This is a genomic window from Pseudomonas sp. GW458-11-26-14-LB4 (assembly GCF_059423925.1).
This window is the reverse complement of sequence record NZ_JBWKYU010000031.1, coordinates 1-21,036: the sequence shown is the minus strand read 5'-3', so window position 1 is coordinate 21,036 and position 21,036 is coordinate 1. Positions and strand designations below refer to the sequence as shown.

General features: G+C 61.6%; 19 protein-coding genes. 7 read left to right on the top strand and 12 right to left on the bottom strand.

The window, feature by feature from the left end:
* Positions 1 to 16 precede the first annotated feature (16 nt).
* From vimR to AC07XZ_RS27940, 3 genes are all read left to right on the top strand, one after another.
* Complete coding sequence (vimR, locus tag AC07XZ_RS27950; protein ID WP_085748594.1) at positions 17 to 946, top strand: transcription regulator VimR; 930 nt, start codon at positions 17 to 19, stop codon at positions 944 to 946.
* Between the two features lie 305 nt (positions 947 to 1,251).
* Entirely contained in the window at positions 1,252 to 1,986 is a 735-nt protein-coding gene (locus AC07XZ_RS27945) for an ArsR/SmtB family transcription factor (RefSeq protein ID WP_007958496.1), read from the top strand.
* A gap of 126 nt (positions 1,987 to 2,112) precedes the next feature.
* The gene (locus tag AC07XZ_RS27940; RefSeq protein WP_102688504.1) at positions 2,113 to 3,492 is read left to right on the top strand and encodes an MFS transporter; all 1,380 of its coding nucleotides are present in this window, start codon (positions 2,113 to 2,115) and stop codon (positions 3,490 to 3,492) included.
* A gap of 49 nt (positions 3,493 to 3,541) precedes the next feature.
* Here AC07XZ_RS27940 and AC07XZ_RS27935 read toward each other — a convergent pair whose 3' ends face one another.
* From AC07XZ_RS27935 to AC07XZ_RS27925, 3 genes are all read right to left on the bottom strand, one after another.
* Entirely contained in the window at positions 3,542 to 4,495 is a 954-nt protein-coding gene (locus AC07XZ_RS27935) for an adenosine deaminase (protein WP_102688503.1), read from the bottom strand.
* 80 nt (positions 4,496 to 4,575) lie between these two features.
* Entirely contained in the window at positions 4,576 to 5,541 is a 966-nt protein-coding gene (locus AC07XZ_RS27930; RefSeq protein ID WP_102688502.1) for an isopenicillin N synthase family dioxygenase, read from the bottom strand.
* Positions 5,542 to 5,703: 162 nt separating this feature from the next.
* The gene (locus AC07XZ_RS27925) at positions 5,704 to 6,777 is read right to left on the bottom strand and encodes a BMP family ABC transporter substrate-binding protein (RefSeq protein ID WP_011332314.1); all 1,074 of its coding nucleotides are present in this window, start codon (positions 6,775 to 6,777) and stop codon (positions 5,704 to 5,706) included.
* Between the two features lie 287 nt (positions 6,778 to 7,064).
* Between AC07XZ_RS27925 and AC07XZ_RS27920 the strand changes: the two genes are divergently transcribed.
* Positions 7,065 to 8,156, top strand: a complete 1,092-nt coding sequence (locus tag AC07XZ_RS27920) for a calcium:cation antiporter (RefSeq protein ID WP_102688501.1) — start codon at positions 7,065 to 7,067, stop codon at positions 8,154 to 8,156.
* Between the two features lie 137 nt (positions 8,157 to 8,293).
* Here the strand turns inward: AC07XZ_RS27920 and AC07XZ_RS27915 are convergent, their stop codons facing one another.
* The 3 genes from AC07XZ_RS27915 to AC07XZ_RS27905 form a co-directional block, all read right to left on the bottom strand.
* Positions 8,294 to 9,652, bottom strand: a complete 1,359-nt coding sequence (locus tag AC07XZ_RS27915) for an 8-oxoguanine deaminase (protein ID WP_102688499.1) — start codon at positions 9,650 to 9,652, stop codon at positions 8,294 to 8,296.
* A 184-nt stretch (positions 9,653 to 9,836) separates the two neighbouring features.
* Positions 9,837 to 10,532 (bottom strand): SDR family oxidoreductase, encoded by a 696-nt coding sequence (locus AC07XZ_RS27910; RefSeq protein WP_064379301.1) that lies wholly within the window; start codon positions 10,530 to 10,532, stop codon positions 9,837 to 9,839.
* A 27-nt stretch (positions 10,533 to 10,559) separates the two neighbouring features.
* A complete protein-coding gene (locus AC07XZ_RS27905) occupies positions 10,560 to 10,910 on the bottom strand; it encodes a MerR family transcriptional regulator (RefSeq protein WP_011332318.1) in 351 nt (116 codons plus the stop codon).
* An 83-nt stretch (positions 10,911 to 10,993) separates the two neighbouring features.
* Here AC07XZ_RS27905 and AC07XZ_RS27900 point away from each other — a divergent pair, with 83 nt between their 5' ends.
* On the top strand, positions 10,994 to 11,410 hold the full coding sequence (locus AC07XZ_RS27900) for a hypothetical protein (RefSeq protein ID WP_074689713.1): 417 nt from the start codon (positions 10,994 to 10,996) through the stop codon (positions 11,408 to 11,410).
* On the opposite strand, the gene AC07XZ_RS27895 is transcribed toward AC07XZ_RS27900, so the two are convergent.
* The 6 genes from AC07XZ_RS27895 to AC07XZ_RS27870 all read right to left on the bottom strand — a co-directional run bounded on the left by AC07XZ_RS27895 (position 11,407) and on the right by AC07XZ_RS27870 (position 17,795).
* Positions 11,407 to 12,333, bottom strand: coding sequence for an ABC transporter permease (locus AC07XZ_RS27895; RefSeq protein WP_102688498.1), 927 nt, complete (start codon positions 12,331 to 12,333; stop codon positions 11,407 to 11,409). The genes AC07XZ_RS27900 and AC07XZ_RS27895 overlap by 4 nt on opposite strands.
* Complete coding sequence (locus tag AC07XZ_RS27890; protein WP_102688497.1) at positions 12,333 to 13,439, bottom strand: ABC transporter permease; 1,107 nt, start codon at positions 13,437 to 13,439, stop codon at positions 12,333 to 12,335. Before AC07XZ_RS27890 ends, AC07XZ_RS27895 begins: the two co-directional genes overlap by 1 nt.
* A 12-nt stretch (positions 13,440 to 13,451) precedes the next feature.
* Positions 13,452 to 15,002, bottom strand: coding sequence for an ABC transporter ATP-binding protein (locus tag AC07XZ_RS27885; RefSeq protein WP_102688496.1), 1,551 nt, complete (start codon positions 15,000 to 15,002; stop codon positions 13,452 to 13,454).
* A 537-nt stretch (positions 15,003 to 15,539) separates the two neighbouring features.
* Positions 15,540 to 16,121 carry an IMPACT family protein gene (locus AC07XZ_RS27880; RefSeq protein WP_102688495.1) on the bottom strand — a complete coding sequence of 194 codons (582 nt, stop codon included), beginning with the start codon at positions 16,119 to 16,121 and terminating at the stop codon, positions 15,540 to 15,542.
* An 8-nt stretch (positions 16,122 to 16,129) separates the two neighbouring features.
* Positions 16,130 to 16,780 (bottom strand): TetR/AcrR family transcriptional regulator, encoded by a 651-nt coding sequence (locus AC07XZ_RS27875; protein ID WP_102688494.1) that lies wholly within the window; start codon positions 16,778 to 16,780, stop codon positions 16,130 to 16,132.
* A 94-nt stretch (positions 16,781 to 16,874) separates the two neighbouring features.
* The gene (locus AC07XZ_RS27870; RefSeq protein ID WP_102688493.1) at positions 16,875 to 17,795 is read right to left on the bottom strand and encodes a LysR family transcriptional regulator; all 921 of its coding nucleotides are present in this window, start codon (positions 17,793 to 17,795) and stop codon (positions 16,875 to 16,877) included.
* 139 nt (positions 17,796 to 17,934) lie between these two features.
* On the opposite strand from AC07XZ_RS27870, the gene aptA reads away from it, so the two are divergent.
* Together aptA and AC07XZ_RS27860 are read left to right on the top strand one after the other, a co-directional pair.
* Positions 17,935 to 19,284 (top strand): omega-aminotransferase AptA, encoded by a 1,350-nt coding sequence (gene aptA / locus AC07XZ_RS27865; RefSeq protein WP_102688492.1) that lies wholly within the window; start codon positions 17,935 to 17,937, stop codon positions 19,282 to 19,284.
* A 76-nt stretch (positions 19,285 to 19,360) separates the two neighbouring features.
* The gene (locus AC07XZ_RS27860; protein WP_102688491.1) at positions 19,361 to 20,854 is read left to right on the top strand and encodes a CoA-acylating methylmalonate-semialdehyde dehydrogenase; all 1,494 of its coding nucleotides are present in this window, start codon (positions 19,361 to 19,363) and stop codon (positions 20,852 to 20,854) included.
* Positions 20,855 to 21,036 lie beyond the last annotated feature (182 nt).

Genomic DNA, 21,036 nt, shown 5'->3' with positions numbered 1-21,036 from the left:
ATAATCGGGGCTGACGATGCTGCGTTTCGATGACTTGCAGTTGTTTGTCCGGGCGGCGGATCTGGGCAGCCTGTCGGCGGCGGCGCGGGTGATGGACCTGTCCGCCGCCGTGGCCAGTGCCGCACTCAAACGTATAGAACAGCAACTGGGCGCGCGGCTGTTGGCACGCTCCACTCGCAGTTTGCGGCTGACGGCTGAAGGTGAAGGGTTTCTCGAATACGCCCGGGCGGCGCTGAGCAACCTTGATGAGGGTCGCCGCCTGCTGGCCAGCGGGCAGGATCAGGTCAGCGGAATTCTGCAGCTGTCGGCGCCCTCGGATTTCGGGCGCAACTTGCTGTTGCCGTGGCTCGATGATTTTCAGCGCGAACACCCGAAACTGACGGTGCGCCTGCTGCTGGGTGACCGCATCGCCGACCTGTTTCGCCAGCCGGTGGACATCGCCTTGCGCTACGGCGAGCCGGAGGATTCCAGTCTGGTGGCGTTGCCGATTGCCCCGCACAACCGACGGGTGCTGTGTGCATCACCGGCCTACCTGGCCCGGCACGGCGAACCGCTGCATCTGGAACAGCTCGCACAGCACAACTGCCTGCTTTATATGCTCGGAGGCCGGGTGCACGACCATTGGAGTTTCCACGACGGCAAGCGCGAGGTCGGCCTGACCGTCAGTGGCGACCGCTTCAGTGACGACGCCGATGTGGTGCGCCTTTGGGCTGTGGCGGGAGCCGGCATCGCTTACAAGTCGTGGCTCGATGTGGCCGGTGATGTGCTGGCGGGACGGCTGAAAGTGCTGTTGCCGGAGCTGCTCTGCGAACGCGCTCCGCTGAATCTGCTGTGCGCCCATCGCGCACAATTGAGTAAGCCGGTGAACCTTCTGAGGGAGATGCTCGCCAGCCGTTGCGCCGAATTGAGTAGCCGTTTTCCCGTTTTCCAGAAGTCTGACCATTAGTCGCAGGTAAATAGCGAAATTTCTCTCAGGAACAATCACCAACCACGGCCGCTCCGGCGCAGGACGCCGCGAGCAACCCGCTTATACTAGCGACCGCCTGATGCCCGCACCAAAAGGCCGATGCGAGAACGATCAGACCGCAACCGGCCGGGTAGGGACGAGGGTCGCGACAGTGCTGCGGTTTCCTTGCTGCGGCGCGCTGCCTCGCTTGGGCTCAAGGTATTTTGCGCGCCTTGGCCGACGACTGATTACTGGTCAAGATGTCTATGAGCTGTAGACGATACGATTCAACAGGGAGTGAATAGATGGAACATGCACCTTGCATCAGCCAGATCGCCACGTTGCTGGCCGATCCCAAACGCAGCGCAATGATGTGGGCGCTCATGGATGGCTCGGCGCGGCAGACCGAGGAGCTGGCGTTGCTGGCGGGGCTATCGCCGTCATCGGCCAGTGCGCATCTGGGGCGCTTGTCCGCTGGCGGTCTGTTGAAGGTCGAGGCGCGCGGTCGCAAACGCTTCTTCCGCCTGGCGGCTCCCGAAATCGGCGCGGCCATCGAAGCGCTGGCCAGCGCCACGTTGGCCAGCGCTCCACGAGAAATCCCCGACGTATTCAAGCGTGCTTCGCCGGTCGTCAGACCCCAGGCGGCGCCTTCGTCACTGCTGCGCGCGCGGTTTTGCGACGACCATCTGGGTGGAACGCTGGCCGCCGACCTGTACCAGCGCCTGCTCGACGCCGGCTGGATCGAGCAGCTTGAACATAGAGTGGTGGTCACGCACAAAGGCTCGACACAACTGGCCGGGCGCGGGGTGTACATCCAGGCGCTGGCCCACCGCAACGCTCAGGTGGCGTGCGCCTGTCCGGACTGGAGCGAGCGTCGCCCGCACATGGGGGGCTCGCTGGGCGCGGCGTTGCTGCAGCTGTTCATGCAGTCGGGCTGGCTGGTGCTGCCCAACGATTCCAGAGCCCTGCAACTGACGGCGGCGGGCCAGCGGGAAATTCATCGTTTCGCCTGTGAAACCGAGCTGGAAATGGCGTTGTAGAGCGCTTTCTTCCACTGGCTTGCTACTGAACGTCGTCAACGGCTGCGAACACGTCGCATCTGGCACAGGCGCGCAACCGCTATCGCGCACACTCGATCCGGGGACTTTTCGGATTGAGGAGGTGGCATGGACACGGGAAACTTCAGCGCGGCAGATCGACTGGAGCGCCTGCCAGTCAGCGGTTATCACCGGATCATCTTCATCATCATCGCCCTGGCGTTTTTTTTCGACTCCATGGATCTGGCGATGATGACCTTCCTGCTCGGCTCGATCAAAGCCGAGTTCGGCCTGAGCAGTGCGCAGGCTGGCCTGCTGGCCAGTTCGAGTTTTTTCGGCATGGTGCTGGGGGCGTCGCTGTCCGGATTGCTGGCGGATCGGTTCGGTCGCAAACCGGTGTTCCAGTGGAGCATCGTCTTGTGGGGACTGGCCAGTTACCTGTGCTCCACGGCGCAGACGGTCGAGAGCCTGACGCTGTTTCGCATCCTGCTGGGAATCGGCATGGGTATGGAGTTTCCGATTGCCCAGTCGATGTTGTCGGAGTTGATTCCTGCCCAGCGTCGGGGTCGTTACATCGCCTTGATGGACGGTTTCTGGCCGCTGGGTTTCGTCGCGGCGGGCGTGCTGTCGTATTTCCTGCTGCCGTTGATTGGCTGGCGCGACATCTTTCTGGTGCTGGCGGTGCCGGCAGTGTTCGTGCTGGCGATCCGCTTTTTCATTCCCGAGTCGCCGCGCTGGCTGGAACAGGCCGGCAAGCATGACGCGGCGGACAAAGTGTTGCGCGGGATCGAGGCGCGGGTACAGGCCTCACTCGGTGGTGCTGCATTGCCGGAGCCGGTTCGTCTGCCACGCAGCGTGTCCCCGCCGGGCCATTTCCTTTCGGCACTCAAACAGATCTGGTCACCGCTGTATCGCCAGCGCACGACGATGATCTGGAGCCTGTGGTTCTTTGCGTTACTCGGCTTTTACGGTCTGACGTCCTGGCTCAGTGCGTTGTTGCAACAGTCGGGTTTTGCCGTGACTCAGTCGGTGTATTACACGGTGCTGATTTCCCTCGGCGGGATTCCCGGCTTCCTGATGGCGGCCTGGCTGGTGGAACGTTGGGGACGCAAGCCGGTGTGCATCGTCACGTTGCTCGGCGGCGGAGTGATGGCGTTTCTGTACGGACAAAGCGCGGTGTTTGGCGGCAACGTGGCGCTGCTGATCGGCACGGGGCTGTTGATGCAGTTTTTCCTGTTCGGCATGTGGGCGGTGCTCTACACCTACACGCCGGAACTGTATCCGACCTCGGCGCGGGCGACGGGCTCGGGGTTCGCCTCGGCCATCGGGCGCGTGGGGTCGTTGCTCGGTCCGTTGGTCACCGGGCTGGTGTTCCCGATCACCGGGCAGGGCGGGGTGTTTGCGTTGGGGGCGCTGTGCTTTGCGATTGCGGCGGGGGTGGTGTGGCTGTTCGGGATGGAGACCCGGGGCAAGACGCTGGAAGAGCTGACGGAAGCGGTCGTGCGCTGAGAACTGAAAAGCCGTTAGAACACGGGCGTGTTCGAACGGCTTTGTGCTGTTACGGTTTTACCAACCGCGCATCCAGGCTGTTCTGCGCCAGGCGCTTGGCCTGATCCTGGGTCATGCCCAGGTGAGTGTGCAGCGCGTGGAAGTTCTCGGTCACGTAACCACCGAAGTACGCCGGGTCATCGGAGTTCACCGTGACCTTCACGCCACGCTCGAGCATGTCGAGGATGTTGTGCTGCGACATGTGATCGAACACGCAGAGCTTGGTGTTCGACAGCGGGCATACGGTCAGCGGGATCTGCTCGTCGATGATCCGCTGCATCAGGCGCTCGTCTTCGATGGCGCGCACGCCATGGTCGATACGCTGGATTTTCAGCAGGTCGATGGCTTCCCAAATGTACTCCGGCGGACCTTCTTCGCCAGCGTGGGCGACGGTCAGGAAACCTTCGTGACGGGCACGATCGAACACGCGCTGGAACTTGCTCGGCGGGTGACCCATTTCGGAACTGTCCAGACCTACGGCGACAAACGCGTCACGGAACGGCAGCGCCTGATCGAGGGTTTTCTGTGCTTCGTCTTCGCTCAGGTGGCGCAGGAAACTCAGGATCAAGCCGCTGGTGATGCCCAGTTGCTGCTCGCCATCCTTCAGCGCGGCGGCGATGCCGTTGAGCACCACTTCGAATGGGATGCCACGGTCGGTGTGGGTCTGCGGATCGAAGAACGGTTCGGTGTGGATCACGTTCTGCTCTTTGCAGCGCAGCAGGTAGGCCCAGGTCAGGTCGTAGAAATCCTGGGAGGTGCGCAGCACATCGGCGCCCTGGTAATACAGGTCGAGGAATTCCTGCAGATTGTTGAAGGCGTAAGCCTTGCGCAGGGTTTCGACGTCGCTCCACGGCAGGGCGATATTGTTGCGTTCGGCCAGGGCGAACAGCAGTTCGGGCTCCAGCGAGCCTTCGAGGTGCAGGTGCAGTTCGGCCTTGGGCAGGGCGTTGAGCCAGTCGTACATATTCTTTTCTCATCAGGTGCAATGACGGCATTCTACAGATGCCCGCCGAAACAATTGGCAAAACCTGACCAACCGATCCATCACACCGCTTCTTGCTCCCGGCGATAGGCGTAGGTATCGGCGAAGCGCGACAGCAGGAATTCGGCGCAGGTGGTGGTCGGATATTTCGCCGGATGGTGTGCGTCCTGGCAACCGGGCAGGCACTCGATGCGGGTGTCCGGGTGCGGTTCGGCGAAGAACGGCATCGAGTAGCGATCCACGCCGAGCGGGCTGATGACCCGGTGCGGGGTCGAGCGATAACGGTCGTTGCTCCAGCGCGCCATCATGTCGCCAAGGTTGACCACGAACGTGCCGTCGATGGGCGGTGCGTCGATCCACTGGCCTTTGACGTTTTTCACCTGCAAGCCGCCGGCCGTGTCCTGATAGAGCAGCGTGATGCAGCCGTAATCGGTGTGCGCGCCGGCCCCTTGCTGCTCGGCGGAACTGGCGGTGTGGCGCGGCGGGTAATGGATCATCCGCAGCACGCTGACCGGTTCGTTAAAGCGTGTGTCGAAGAAGTCGCGCTCGATGCCCAGCGCTAACGTCATGGCCCGCAGCAGGGTTTGCGCGAGGGCCTGCATGTCGAGGTAGTGCTGCTCCATCAGTGTTTCCCAACCGGGAATCGCCGGATGACGGTTGGGGCCTCGCAACGGTTTTTCCGCCAGCACCTCGGGATGATCGGCCGGCAGGTGCAGGCCCATGTCGAAGGTTTCCTTGAGGTCGCTGGGTTTGTCCGGGTCGAGTTGTTCGGTAGCGATGGCGCCGTAGCCGCGATGATGGACGGTCCGGGTGATGTCGATCTTGAGCTTTTCCGCGGTCGGCAATGCAAAGAAGCGCCGGGCGTGAGCGAGCAGGGATGCAATGCGCTGCGCAGAAATCGGGTGACCCTTGATGTAGAAAAAGCCCCATTCGCGGCAGGCGTGGTCGATCTGTTCGGCGACGGCGGGCCAGGCGTTCTGGTCGTCGGAGTAAAGTGGCGAGATGTCGATGATCGGAAGTTGGTTCATTTCGAATGCTCTTTAATGATCGTTCCCACGTCGAGGCGTCGAACCGTCTGCGTGGGAATGCCTCAATGGACGCTCCGCGTCCGCTTTCGGCAGGGACGCGGAGCGTCCCGGGCTGCATTCCCACGCGGAGCGTGGGAACGATCACAGGGTAGATGTTGGAATTTACTTCGGCATCTCGGCCTTCATGCCTTCGACGTAGTAGTTCATCGACGCCAGTTCGGCGTTGGTGGCGCTGACCCCCGCCGGGATTTTCTCGACGCCGGCCTGATCCTTGATCGGCCCGGTGAACGGTTGCAGGGCGCCGCTCTTGATGTCGGCGATGATCTGCTCGGCTTCGGCCTTCACCGGTGCCGGCACCAGATCGCTGATCGGCAGTTCGACCGTGCCCTCCTTCAAACCGCCCCAGTAGTCCTGGGATTTCCAGTTGTGGTCGATCACGCTCTGGGTCGCCTGAATGTAGTGCGGCGCCCAGTCGTTGACGATCGAGGTCAGCACCGCTTTCGGCCCGAAGTGCGCCATGTCTGAAGCGTAGCCCACGGCATACACACCACGTCGCTCGGCGGCCTGGATCGGCGCCGGGCTGTCGGTGTGCTGGAACACCACGTCCACGCCCTGATCGATCAGCGCGTTGGCGGCATCGGCCTCTTTGCCGGGATCGAACCACGAGTTGACCCATACCACTTTGATCTCGGTGCCGGGGTTGTACTTGTTCAAGGCCAGCTGGATGGCGTTGATGTCGCGGATCACTTCGGGGATCGGGAACGAGGCGACGTAACCGATCTTTTTGGTCTTGGTCATCTTCGCCGCGAGGAAGCCACCGACGTAACGGCCCTCGTAGGTGCGCGCGAGATAGGTGCCGAGGTTCTTGTCCTGCTTGTAGCCGGTGGCGTGTTCGAAGGTCACCTTGGGAAACTGTTTGGCGACTTTCACCGTTGGGTTCATGTAGCCGAAAGAGGTGGTGAAGATCAGGTCGTAATTGTCCTTGGCCATGTTGCGGATCACCCGCTCGGCATCGGCGCCTTCGGCGACGTTTTCCACGTAGTTGGTGGTGATCTGCGTGCCGAGTTTTTCCGCCAGCGCCTTGCGCCCCTGTTCATGCTGATACGTCCAGCCGTGGTCGCCGATGGGGCCGATGTAGACGAAACCGACTTTCAGTGGATCGGCGGCACTGGCGCTCAGGCTGAGGCCAAGGCCCATGGCGATGCACAGCAGTGTTTGCAGTGGACGTTTTTGCATGAACGCGAACTCCCTTTTGTTGTGTGTGGGGAGGGCAATGCAAAAGACTGACCAAGCGGACAACAAATCGAGTCGAAATCGCGGCGGGGCCTTTGCGAGCAAGCTCGCTCCCATGTGGCAACACGTTGATCAGTGGGAGCGAGCCTGCTCGCGATGAGGCCGGCCGGGCCGAAAAAAGTGCATGTCCGTACAAGGACGCCATCCACTGGTGCGCTAAGGTGTAACGAAACGTTAGCGCCGCCCCGCAGTCAGTAGCTCATTCGCACTCTTCGGCAAAAAGGCCCGTCATGTTCACCATCCTCAAGCAAGAAAGCTTTCTGCTGTTGGCCGTCATTGCCACCTGTGTTGCGTATCCGCTGGAGCACTGGCTGCTGCACAGCGGCCAGATCGTCGCGCTGACGGCCGGGCTGGTGCTGATCGCGTTCATCGTCGCCGCCTCGATGCGCGTCGCCCATCAAGCCGAATTGCTCGCGGAAAAAGTCGGCGACCCGTACGGCACGATGATCCTGACCCTCGCCGCCGTGCTGGTGGAAGTGGTGATCCTGGCGATCATGATGAGCAACGAAGCCTCGCCGACGCTGGTGCGCGACACGATCTATTCGGCGGTGATGCTCGACATCAACGGCATCCTCGGCCTCGCCGCGCTGATGGGCGGGATCAAGCATGGCGAGCAGTCATACAACGATGATTCGGCCCGCAGTTACAGCGTGATGATCCTCACTGCCATGGGCGTGTCGATGGTGGTGCCGGAGTTCATCCCCGAGGCCAACTGGAAAATCTATTCGGCGTTCACCATCGGCGCGATGGTGGTGCTTTATGCGTTGTTTTTGCGCATGCAGGTCGGGCCGCACAGCTACTTTTTCAGCTACAGCTACCCGGACAAACGCCGCAAGAAAGAGCCCGTGGAAGAAGAGCCGAAACCGGTCAGCCTGGCGCTGTCGATCGGCATTCTGGTGTTCGGTGTGGTGGTGATCGGCGCACTGGCCGAGGTGATGTCCAAGACCCTCGATCTGGGCCTGGAAGGGACGGGCGCACCGCCGGTGATCACGGCGATTCTGGTGGCGGCGATTTCGGCGGCGCCGGAGATTCTGACCGCGTTGCGCGCGGCGTTGGCCAACCGCATGCAGTCGGTGGTCAACATTGCGATGGGTGCTTCGTTATCGACGGTGATCCTGACGGTGCCGGTGATGGAAGCGATGGCGCTCTACACGGGGCAGCCGTTTCAGATGGCGATGACGCCGGTGCAGACGGTGATGATCTTTATCACGCTGATCGTCAGTGCGATCAACCTCAATGACGGCGAGACCAATGCCATTGAGGGCATGACGCACTTTGTGCTGTTTGCGACGTTCATCATGTTGTCGCTGCTGGGCCTCTGAGAGCGACCAGCACCGACAGATCGTTCCCACGCTCTGCGTGGGAATGCCGCAAGGGACGCTCCGCGTCCAACGCTGGAACGCAGAGCGTCCCGTTATGCATTCCCACGCGGAGCGTGGGAACGATCAGAGGGGGGAGATCAGGTGCCGGCAATCAACTGCCGAGCCGCCTGGCTGTGATCGGCAATCAGGCCTTTGAGATCCAGCCCTTCAACCTGCCCGTCAACCACGCGCCACTTGCCGCCGACCATCACTCGATCCGCGCGGTCTGCGCCGCACAACAGCAGCGCCGAGATCGGGTCATGGCTGCCGGAGAAACGCAGCTCATCGAGCTTGAACAACGCCAGATCCGCCTGCTTGCCCACCGCCAGTTCACCGATATCGGTACGGCCCAACAGGCTCGCCGAACCCTTGGTCGCCCAGCCCAGCACACGTTCCGGAGTGATCTTTTCGGCGCCATAGCGCAGGCGCTGGATGTACAGAGCCTGACGCGCTTCGAGGATCATGTTCGACGCATCGTTGGACGCCGAACCATCCACACCGATACCGAACAACGCGCCGGCATCGGTCAGTTCGATGCTCGGGCAGATGCCGGACGCCAGACGCATGTTCGAGCTCGGGCAATGGCAGATACCGGTGCCCGCCGCGCCGAGACGGGCGATTTCGTCGGGGTTGAAGTGTATGCCGTGGGCCAGCCACGTGCGCGGGCCGAGCCAGCCGACGCTGTCCAGATAATCCACGGTGCGCAGGCCGAAGCGTTGCAGGCAGAAGTCTTCTTCGTCGAGGGTTTCGGCGAGGTGGGTGTGCAGACGCACATCAAGTTTGTTCGCCAGTTCGGCGCTGGCGGACATGATTTCCGGGGTCACCGAGAACGGCGAGCACGGTGCCAGGGCGATCTGGATTTGCGCGCCGTCGCCACGTTCGTGGTACTCGTGAATCAGCCGCTGGCTGTCGTCGAGAATCACCTGGCCTTCCTGCACGGTCTGCTGCGGAGGCAGGCCGCCGTCCTTCTCGCCGAGGCTCATCGAACCGCGGGTGAGCATCGCGCGCATGCCCAGTTCGCGCACGGTTTCGACTTGCACGTCGATGGCGTTTTCCAGACCATCCGGGAACAGGTAATGGTGGTCGGCGGCGGTGGTGCAACCCGACAACAGCAACTCGGCCAGCGCGACTTTGGTGGCGAGGGCGAGTTTTTCAGGCGTCAGGCGCGCCCACACCGGGTAGAGGGTTTTCAGCCACGGGAACAACGGCTGATTGACCACCGGCGCCCAGGCGCGGGTCAGGGTCTGATAGAAGTGGTGATGGGTGTTGATCAGGCCCGGCAGGATCACGTGTTCACGGGCGTCGAACACTTCATTGCATGGGGCGGAAGGTTGCTGGCCGGCGCCGAGCACTTCGGTGATCACACCGTCTTGCAGCACCAGACCGCCACGGGCATCGAGACCGTTGGCCGTGAAAATGGCGAGGGGATTTTTTAACCAGGTACGGGTCGCAGGCATTGTGGCCGGCTCCTCTGAAAGTGGGGTTCAGGGTTGCCAGCTCAGTGTTGCCCTGTCTGCTGATCCAGGGTCGCCGCGAGGGGCGAGGTGCGGAGTTTCGAACAAAATGTTGCGACGGGCAAGCCCGACCCGACCAGACACCGGGATAACCCTGCGGGGGCAAGCCCCCCACAGGGTTCAGTGATTACCAGGGAATGGTTTCACCCTTGTAGTTCACGAAATGATGGCCGCCCTTGCCGGCAAACGCGTCCACCTGATCCACCAGGCCACGGGTGCTGGTCTCCACGTCGATGTCGGCACCTTCGCCGCCCATGTCGGTTTTCACCCAGCCCGGATGCAGCGACAGCACCGTGAGTTTCTGCTCGCCCAACTGCGTGACGAAGCTGTTGGTCATCGAGTTCAGCGCCGCCTTGCTGGCCTTGTACAGCGCCAGTTCCGGCGCGTCGGGCATGGTCACACTGCCGAGCACCGAACTCATGAACGCCAGCACGCCGCTGCCGTCGCGGATCTGCCCGACAAAGCGCTGGGCCAGATTGATCGGTGCCACCGCGTTGGTGAAGAACAACTGACCGACTTCCGCCAGCGTCGCGCCGCCCGGAGTTTGCACGTCAGGGCCTTTGACCCCGGCGTTGACGAACAGCAGGTCAAAGGTCTCGCCCTTGAGCTTCTGGCTCAGGGCGATCACCGCTTGCTGGTCGTCCATGTCGAGTTTTTCGATTTGCACGTTGCCCAGTGCTTCGAGAGCCTCGGCGTTGGAAGGATTGCGAACCGTGGCGGTGACTTGCCAGCCGTCGGCCAGCAGGGTTTTCACCAGACCCAGGCCCAGGCCCCGGGAGGCGCCGATGATCAATGCGTGCTTGGCAGGATTAAGTGCGGACATGATTGGCTTTCCTTGAAAGTTGAAAGATCACGGGTTCAATGGACAGCGTTGACCGAGCCGATGCTGCAATTCCTGGCGCAACTCACCGAGCTCGGCCATGCGGGTTTCGACCAGCTTGAGTTTGTCTTGCAGCAGTTGCGTGACGGTGGTGTCGGGGTTTGGCGAGTGCCACAACGCGCCAACGCTGTTGCCAATCTCGCCAAGGGTAAAGCCCAGACGTTGCGCCGTTTTGATATAGAGCACCAGTTGCACCATCTCCGGCGGATAGTCGCGATAACCGTTGGCGCTGCGTTGCGCCGCGATCAATCCGCGCTCCTCGTAAAAACGCAGCGTGTCACGGCTGACATCGCAGGCCTGGGCTAACTCACCGATGCGCATCTTGCAGGTCTCGAAAGTGTTTGACCCTGGAGCATACTCCAGGCTTTACCGTAGTTGCTCCCTGAATTTTCGGAGCAAGGATGATGTGGACTTCAACGCAGTATCGGCAGGTGGTGCGCGGCAGCGCCTGGTATGACTTGATCGTGACGGCGGCGTTTGTCACGCCGTGGAGTTTTGCTGTGTTGCATGGGTTGCTGACGGCGCTCAGTCAGGCGCTGGAGCTGCCCGGCGAGCTGCCGCCGTTCGAACCTGCGCACCTGTTGATAGCCAATTTGTTCGGTTCGGTGGTGTGTATGTGGGCGGTGCTGCGGATTCGTGATCCGCAGCCGGTTTATGGGCGCTATGACGCGGTGACGCGGTTTCTGTTCGCCGCGTGGATGACGTATGCCCTGGCCCACGGCGCCAGCTCGTTGGTGGTGGGTTTCCTGGTTCTCGAAGTGGCGTGGGGCATCGCTCAGGCGTTGCCGGTCCGGCCGCTGTCGCGAGCTGTAACGGCTTAGCGCCCGGCCTGCCACGGCTGCCCCAGTGACACCGGCGCATACAACCGCGTACGCAGCGCATCCCGCGACAACAACACCAGCACCAGAATCGTCGCGACGTACGGCAACATCGCCAGCAGACTCGAAGGAATCGCCAGCCCCAACCCCTGCGCCACCAGGTGCAGGATGCTGGCGAGTCCGAACAGATACGCGCCGAGCAGCAATCGCCACACCCGCCAACTGGCGAACACCACCAGCGCCAGCGCTATCCAGCCGCGTCCGGCGGTCATGTTCTCGGCCCACATCGGCGTGTACGCCAGCGACAGATAAGCGCCGGCCAGTCCGGCCATCGCCCCGCCGAACAATACCGCCAGTGTGCGCACGGTCAGCACCGGCAAACCCATGGCACTGGCCGCATCCGGGTTCTCGCCGACCGCTTGAACGATCAGCCCGACACGGCTTTTCACGATCACCCACGCCACCAGCGCAAACAGCGCGAATGACAGGTAAACCAGCAGGTCCTGGGCAAACAGCATGCGGCCGATCAGCGGGATTTCACTCAAGAATGGAATCGCCAGCGGCTCGAATCCCGCCAGCGGTTTGCCGACCCACGCCGCGCCGACAAAGGTCGACAGGCCCACGCCAAAAATCGTCAGCGCCAGCCCGGTTGCCACCTGATTGGCGTTGAACACCAGCGCCACCAGCGCAAACAGCGATGACAACAGCATCCCGGCTAGCATCGCCAGCGCCACACCGAGCCACAGGTTGCCACTGTTGAACGCGACGATGAAACCGATCACCGCGCCAAACAGCATCATGCCTTCCTGACCGAGGTTGAGTACGCCGCTCTTCTCGCAGATCAGCTCACCCAGCGCCACCAACAGCAATGGCGTACCGCAGCGCACCATGGCATAGAAAATATTGCTCAGCAGATCGATATCCATCACAGCGCTCCGGCGGTTACGGCGGTGGTAGAAGTGCGCCGCACCCAGCGCAGGTTCAGGCGTGGCCGATAGAGGATCAGCACGTCACAGGCCAGCAGAAAAAACAGCATCATTCCCTGGAACAGCTGAGTGATCGCCTGCGGCAGATTCAGCGTCATCTGTGCGCTCTCGCCACCGATGTACAGCAGCGCCATCAACAGGCTGGAAAACAGAATACCGATCGGATTGAGCCGCCCGAGAAACGCCACAGTGATCGCCGCATAGCCGTAGCCCGGCGAGACCTGCGGCACCAGTTGGCCGATCGGCCCGGTGACTTCGCAGACACCGGCAAGCCCCGCCAATCCTCCGCTGATCAGCAGTGCGAGCCAGATCAGACGTTTCTCGCGAAACCCGACAAAACCTGCCGCACGCTTGTCCAGGCCCAGCACCTTGATCTGGAAACCGACGAAGCTTTTTTGCAGCAATACCCACACCGCGACCAATGCGAGCAAGGCGAAATACACGCCGATGTGTGCCCGACCGTCCTCCATCAACAGCGGCAGGCGGCTGGCATCGCTGAACATTGCCGACTCGGGAAAGTTGAACCCGGCCGGATCCTTCAGCGGCCCGTGTACGCAGAACAGCAGCAGGTTCAGCGCGATGTAATTGAGCATGATGCTGGTGAGGATTTCGTTGGCGTTGAAGCGCGTGCGCAACCAGGCGGTGAGGCCGGCCCACGCGGCGCCGGCGAACGTGCCAGTCAGCAGGATCAGCACCAGCGCCCAACGGCTTTGCACATCGATGATGTTCACCGCCAGCGCACTGCCGGCGAGGGCGCCGAGCAGCAATTGGCCTTCGGCGCCGATGTTCCAGATCCGCGCCTGATAGGCCACTGCGAGGCCCAACGCACACAACAGAATCGGCAGGGTTTTGACCAGCAGCTCGGAGACGCCGTACAGGTCACTGATCGGGGCGATCAACAAGGTGTGCAAAGTCTTCAGCGGATCATGGCCAAGGGCGACGAACAGCAAAGATCCGCAGACCAGCGTCAGCGCCGCCGCCAGCACCGGCGAGCACCACAGCATCAGGCGCGACTGCCGGCCACGGGGTTCGAGGGAAAGCAACATGGGAAAACTCCGTTAAACCGTGGCCGGTTGTGATTGAGGGGTGTCGAACTGGCCGGCCATCCAGCCGCCGACGTCGCTGAGGCGGGTCAGCGCCGTGTCCTGCAACGCTGACAGGCGCCCGCCGCACAGCGCGCCGAGGCGGTCGCTGATCTGGAACAGTTCGTCGAGGTCTTCGGAGATCACCAGAATCGCCGCCCCGGCATCGCGCAGGGCAATCAGCGCGCGGTGGATGGTGGCCGCCGCGCCGACATCCACGCCCCAGGTCGGGTGCGCGGCGATCAGCAGTTTCGGTTGCTGGAGGATTTCCCGGCCGAGGATGAATTTCTGCAGGTTGCCGCCGGACAGGCTGCGGGCGGCGGTCTGGGTGTCCGGGGTTTTCACGCCGAAGCGCTGGATGATCGTTCGGGCGAGGGTTTCGACCTTGCCGCGCTCTATCAAGCCGTGGCTGACCAGGCCTTGTTGAAAAGCGGTGAGCAGGGCGTTGTCCGCCAGGCTCATGTCCGGCACCGCGCCATGCCCGAGGCGTTCGGCGGGGACGAACGCCAGGCCGAGTTTGCGTCGCGCATCCGGGCGCCGATCGGCGACGGGGTGTTCTCGGAAACGGATGGTTGCCGCTGATTCGCGGGGCAACGTTTGTTCGCCGCTGAGCAAGGCGAGTAACTCGTCCTGACCGTTGCCCGCCACGCCGGCGATGCCGACGATTTCACCGCTGCGCACCTGCAGATCGATGTCGCTCAGGGAGCAGCCGAACGGATCCGGGTTGTGCCAGTTCAATCCACTGACCTGCAAGAACGCCACGCCACCGGTGACCTTCGTGAACTCGCCGATCAATGTCGCGGCTTCTCCCACCATCAATTGCGCCAGTTGCCGATCAGTGCAGTCGGCCGGTACGCAATGCCCGGCCACTCGGCCACCACGCAATACCGTGGCGCTGTGGCACAAGGCGCGCACCTCGCCGAGTTTGTGGCTGATGAACAGAATGCTGCAGCCCTCGGCCGCGAGCCGGCGCAGGGTGATGAACAACTCGTCGGCTTCCTGCGGCGTGAGCACCGAGGTCGGCTCATCGAGAATCAGCAGGCGAATGTCCTGCATCAGGCAACGAACGATCTCGACTCGTTGCCGCTCGCCGATCGACAGGCTGTGGACAAGTCGCTGGGGTTCCAGCGCCATGCCATATCGGCGCGACACTTCACGGATTTTCGCCTCAAGCTGTTTCGGCGAACCGGCCGCTGCACCCATCGCCAGCGCGATGTTTTGCGCCACGCTCAGGGTCTCGAACAGCGAGAAATGCTGGAACACCATGCCGATGCCCAACTGCCGCGCCTGGGCCGGGTTGCGCATGCTCACCGGGTGACCCTGCCACAGCATCTCGCCCGAATCGGCCTGGGTGACGCCGTAGATGATCTTCATCAACGTGCTTTTACCCGCGCCGTTTTCACCGAGCAGCGCGTGGATTTCACCGGGGGCGATGCTCAGGTCGATGGCGTCATTGGCAAGGCAACCGGGATAACGTTTGCTGATGTGGCGCAGTTGCAGGCGCGGTATGGATGTGGGGTTTGGCATGACAGGCTCGGGTCGCTTGGATTTGTGCCTGTGGATAAAGCAATTTCCTGGCCATTGAGTCAGGAACCTGCACGACCGCTGTTTGCCAGCCTGTGGCGTAGAGCCTGTGAAATGAATTCGACGTCTTGCGCGGCACCACTTGAGGGCAAAGCCTTTGATCAGGCTCCAGTTTTGCCCGCACCGGGCTGATCAAAAAACGAGCAATCCCGCCGAAGCCATGCAGAACATGCGACTGCGCCAGCCATGAACGGCTTATCCACAGGTTGCTCCACAGTATTTGTGCGCAAGACAAAATCCCGGGCATAAGCACTGCCGGGCTTTCTTCCAAAGGCGATAAACGACGCTAAGCGATTGTTTTTACGTGAAATTGTTTGTTGTGATGGGCGATTGGACGAAAAGTGAGCAAATCCCGCAAAGCCACGTGACAGAAGGGTTACAGCCTCCTGTGCTCAGGTTATCCACAGCCGGGTGCACAGCGGATGTGGGCAAGTCTCGGGTATAAGCAAATCGGCTTGTGCCCTAAAACATGGCGGGGCTTCAACGCTGCAGCAGGATTCGCCCACGACTCAGATCGGCCAACTGATTCTGCAACAGCTCGATGTGCGCTTCGCCCACGGCCAGTTGCAGCTCGACACCATTGGCGGTGAAGTTTTCTTCGATCACCAATCCACCCAGATCCGCGACCCGCAGCTTCACCAGCGCCAGTTCACTGAAAGCGCAGGCGCAACGCACGGGCACGCGACTGATCAACTCGATCTTCGGCGCGGCTTGCAGACATTTGTTGGCGCCGCCGCCATAGGCCCGGGCCAGACCGCCGGTGCCCAGTTGAATGCCGCCGTACCAACGGATCACCAGCACCGCGACCTGATCGCAGTCCTGCGCCTCGATGGCCGCGAGAATCGGCCGACCGGCAGTGCCGCCGGGTTCGCCGTCGTCGTTGCTGCGGTACTGATCGCCGAGTTTCCACGCCCAGCAATTGTGCGAAGCGTTCAAGTCGCTGTGCTGCTCGATGAAGGCTTGCGCCTCAGCGGGGCTGCCGATCGGCGCAGCGAAGGTGATGAAACGGCTTTTGCGGATTTCTTCGCGGAACTCGCAAAAGCCGCTGAGGGTGAATGGCATAAAACGACTTATATAGAAGCAGTGAGGCCGCAGCCTTTGAGAATGATGCGGATCAGATTGTTGCCGGCGTCTTCCATATCCTGTTTGGTCAACTTGCTGCGACCGGTCACCCGGCAGATCTGGGTGGCGAAGTCGGCGTAATGCTGGGTGCTGCCCCACAACAGGAAGATCAGGTGCACCGGGTCGACCGGATCCATTTTGCCCGCGTCGATCCAGGCCTGGAAAACGCCGGCGCGGCCCTGGAACCAGGCGCGGTAATCCTGGTTGAAATATTCGGTCAGGCATTCGCCGCCGCTGATCACTTCCATCGCGAAGATCCGCGACGCTTGCGGCTGGCGACGGGAGAATTCCATTTTCGCGCGGATGTAGCGGGTCAGCGCTTCGGCCGGATCGTCCTCGGCCGTGAGGGAGTTGAAGGTGCTGTCCCACAATTGAAGGATGTTGCTCAGCACCGCCACGTACAACCCGAGCTTGTTGCTGAAGTAGTAATGCAGATTCGCCTTGGGCAGTCCGGCCTTGGTGGCGATGGTGTTCATGCTCGTGCCTTTGTACCCGTGACGGGCGAACTCGTCTTCGGCGGCTTTGATGATGGTCTCTTCATTCTTCTGACGAATGCGGCTGGCAGGTTTGCCGCCGTGAGCGGGGACTTCAAAGGTCATAGGCACTTCCGGGTTGGTCTGTGGGGTGCAACCAGTTGCGTTGATAGCGCAACCACCGGCGCGGGACAAGCCCCGGGCGCATAAAACCCGGTCGTCAGCGAGTGGCGGCCAGGCTTTCGAGAAAACTTTCCAGTACCAGATGAGGGCGACGGCCCTTGCGGGTGACCGAGGCCAGGCTCAAATCATAGAAGCGGGTACTGGCCTTGAGCGCACGCAAGCGACCTTGTTGTACCCAGAGACTGGCGTAGTGATCCGGCAGGTAGCCGATGTAGCGTCCGGTCAGAATCAGGAACGCCATGCCTTCACGGTCGGAAGCGCTGGCGGTGCAATTGAGGGCTTGATAGTGCGCCTGGATCTCCGCCGGCAAGCGGAAGGTCGGGGCGATGGCGTCCTGACTGTTGAGGCGCTCTTCATCCAACTGTTTATCGTCGACGTAAAACAGCGGATGACCAACTGCGCAGTAGAGAAGCGAACGTTCGCTGTACAGCGGCTGGTATTCCAGTCCCGACAACGCACTGGCCTGCGGCACTACGCCGACGTGCAAGCGTCCGTCGAGTACGCCTTGTTCGACTTCGTTGGGAGCGATCATGCGGATCTGGATCTGCACGTCCGGCCCGCGTTCCTTCAATTGGGCCAATGCGTGGGTGATGCGCATGTGGGGCAGGGTGACGAGGTTGTCGGTCAGGCCGATGATCAACTCGCCGCGCAAGTGCTGGTGCAGGCCGTTGACCTCGGTGCGGAAACTTTCCAGCGCACTTAAAAGCTGCAACGCCGACTGATAGACCTCGCGACCTTCTTCGGTCAGGGAGAAACCGGCGCGCCCGCGCTGGCACAGACGCAGGCCCAGGCGTTGCTCCAGATCGCTCATCTGTTGGCTGATCGCCGAGCGACCGATGCCGAGCACGGTTTCCGCCGCCGAGAAGCCGCCGCACTCCACCACGCTGCGAAAAATCCGCAGCAGGCGAATATCAAAGTCACTGACCTGGGCCAGTGGATCGGGGCGGCGGCTGCTCATGCTGATGTTCTCATTGTTTAGCAGAGTTCTAACTGAAGGTTAGAAGAGTTGAATTTCACCGACTTTATCCGCGTGGCAATTTAGCTGCAACAACGCTTTCTATCTCTCTGAAGCTTATTGCCCTGCGAGGTTTTGCCCGATGAACATGCCTGAAAACGCGCCGTCGCCACTGGCCAGTCAACTGAAGCTGGACGCGCACTGGATGCCGTACACCGCCAACCGCAACTTCCAGCGCGACCCGCGTCTGATCGTTGGTGCCGAAGGCAGCTGGCTGATCGACGACAAGGGCCGCAAGGTGTACGACTCGCTGTCCGGTCTGTGGACCTGCGGCGCCGGGCATACCCGCAAGGAAATCCAGGAAGCGGTGGCCAAGCAGTTGGGCACCCTCGATTACTCGCCGGGCTTCCAGTACGGCCACCCGCTGTCGTTCCAGCTGGCGGAGAAAATCACCGATCTGACCCCGGGTAACCTGAACCACGTGTTCTTCACTGACTCCGGTTCCGAATGCGCCGATACCGCGGTGAAAATGGTCCGCGCTTACTGGCGCCTCAAAGGCCAGTCGACCAAGACCAAGATGATCGGCCGCGCCCGTGGCTACCACGGTGTGAACATCGCCGGCACCAGCCTCGGCGGCGTCAACGGCAACCGCAAGCTGTTCGGTCAGGCGATGATGGATGTCGATCACCTGCCGCACACTTTGCTGGCGAGCAATGCGTTCTCCCGTGGCATGCCGGAGCAGGGCGGTATCGCCCTGGCCGATGAGCTGCTGAAGCTGATCGAACTGCACGATGCGTCGAACATCGCAGCGGTGTTCGTTGAGCCGATGGCCGGTTCCGCTGGCGTGCTGGTTCCGCCACAGGGCTACCTCAAGCGTCTGCGTGAAATCTGCGACCAGCACAACATCCTGCTGGTATTCGACGAAGTGATTACCGGGTTCGGCCGTACCGGCACCATGTTCGGCGCCACCACGTTCGGCGTGACCCCGGACCTGATGTGCATCGCCAAGCAAGTCACCAACGGCGCGATCCCGATGGGCGCGGTGATTGCCAGCTCCGAGATCTACCAGACCTTCATGAACCAGCCGACCCCGGAATACGCCGTGGAATTCCCGCACGGCTACACCTACTCGGCGCACCCGGTGGCTTGCGCCGCAGGTCTCGCGGCACTCGACCTGCTGCAAAAGGAAAACCTGGTGCAGAGCGTGGCCGACGTCGCACCGCATTTCGAAAATGCCCTGCATGGTCTGAAAGGCGCGAAGAACGTCATCGACATTCGTAACTTCGGTCTGGCCGGTGCGATCCAGATTGCGGGCCGTGACGGCGACGCTATCGTGCGTCCGTTCGAAGCCGGTATGGCGTTGTGGAAAGCCGGGTTCTACGTGCGCTTCGGCGGCGACACCCTGCAGTTCGGCCCAACCTTCAACAGCAAGCCGCAGGACCTTGATCGTCTGTTCGACGCGGTCGGCGAAGTGCTGAACAAGCTCGACTGATTTTTCCTTCTATATAGATACGCCAATAGCAGGCGCCCTTGCGGGCGTCTGTGCACAAGAATTCAGGAGTTCCCCGATGAGCGTTATCCCGCATTTGATCAATGGCGAACTGGTGACCGAGAACGGTCGCGCGGTCGATGTGTTCAACCCGTCTACCGGTCAGGCTATCCACAAACTGCCGCTGGCGACTCGCGAAACCATCCAGCACGCCATCGATGCCGCCAAGGCTGCGTTCCCGGCCTGGCGTAACACGCCACCGGCCAAACGTGCTCAGGTGATGTTCCGCTTCAAGCAATTGCTGGAGCAGAACGAAGCACGTATCTCGCAATTGATCAGCGAAGAACACGGCAAGACCCTGGAAGACGCTGCCGGTGAACTGAAGCGTGGTATCGAGAACGTCGAGTTCGCCTGCGCAGCGCCGGAAATCCTCAAGGGCGAGTACAGCCGCAACGTCGGCCCGAACATCGATGCGTGGTCGGACTTCCAGCCGCTGGGCGTGGTGGCCGGTATCACCCCGTTCAACTTCCCGGCGATGGTGCCGCTGTGGATGTATCCGCTGGCGATCGTCTGCGGCAACTGCTTTATCCTCAAGCCGTCCGAGCGTGATCCGAGCTCGACCCTGCTGATCGCTCAGTTGCTGCTGGAAGCCGGCCTGCCGAAAGGTGTGCTGAGCGTGGTGCACGGTGACAAGACTGCGGTGGACGCGCTGATCGAAGCGCCGGAAGTCAAAGCGCTGAGCTTCGTGGGCTCGACCCCGATTGCCGAGTACATCTATTCCGAAGGCACCAAGCGCGGTAAGCGCGTTCAGGCACTGGGCGGCGCGAAGAACCACGCGGTGCTGATGCCGGATGCGGATCTGGACAACGCGGTCAGCGCACTGATGGGCGCGGCTTACGGTTCCTGCGGCGAACGCTGCATGGCGATCTCGGTGGCCGTGTGTGTGGGCGATCAGGTGGCGGACGCACTGGTGGCCAAACTGGTTCCACAGATCAAGGCGCTGAAAATCGGTGCCGGCACTTCTTGCGGTCTGGACATGGGGCCGCTGGTCACCGGTCAGGCGCGCGACAAGGTCAGCGGTTATGTGGAAGACGGCGTGGCAGCGGGCGCGACCCTGGTGGTCGACGGTCGTGGTCTGAGCGTTGCCGGTCATGAAGAAGGCTTCTTCCTGGGTGGCTGCCTGTTCGACAACGTCACGCCTGAGATGCGCATCTATAAAGAAGAGATCTTCGGGCCGGTGCTGTGCGTCGTCCGGGTGAACAGCCTGGAAGAGGCGATGCAACTGATCAACGATCACGAATACGGCAACGGCACTTGCATCTTCACCCGTGACGGTGAAGCGGCGCGTCTGTTCTGCGACGAGATCGAAGTCGGCATGGTCGGCGTCAACGTTCCATTGCCGGTGCCAGTGGCTTACCACAGCTTCGGTGGTTGGAAGCGTTCGCTGTTCGGCGATCTGCATGCCTATGGTCCGGATGGTGTGCGCTTCTATACCCGTCGCAAGGCGATCACCCAGCGCTGGCCGCAGCGTGCGAGCCATGAGGCTTCGCAATTCGCTTTCCCTAGCTTGTAAGTAGAAGGGCAGTGCAACGAAGGCCGACCTTTTAAGGTCGGCCTTCGCGTTTCGGGGCTTTTTTGACCGATATGACAGATTTATGAAAATAAGGGTTGACGGCAAATTCTGAGTCTCTATAATTCGCCCCACTTCCGGCGCAGTCGAAACGGAAAACTCCTTGAGATTCAATGAGTTAAGTA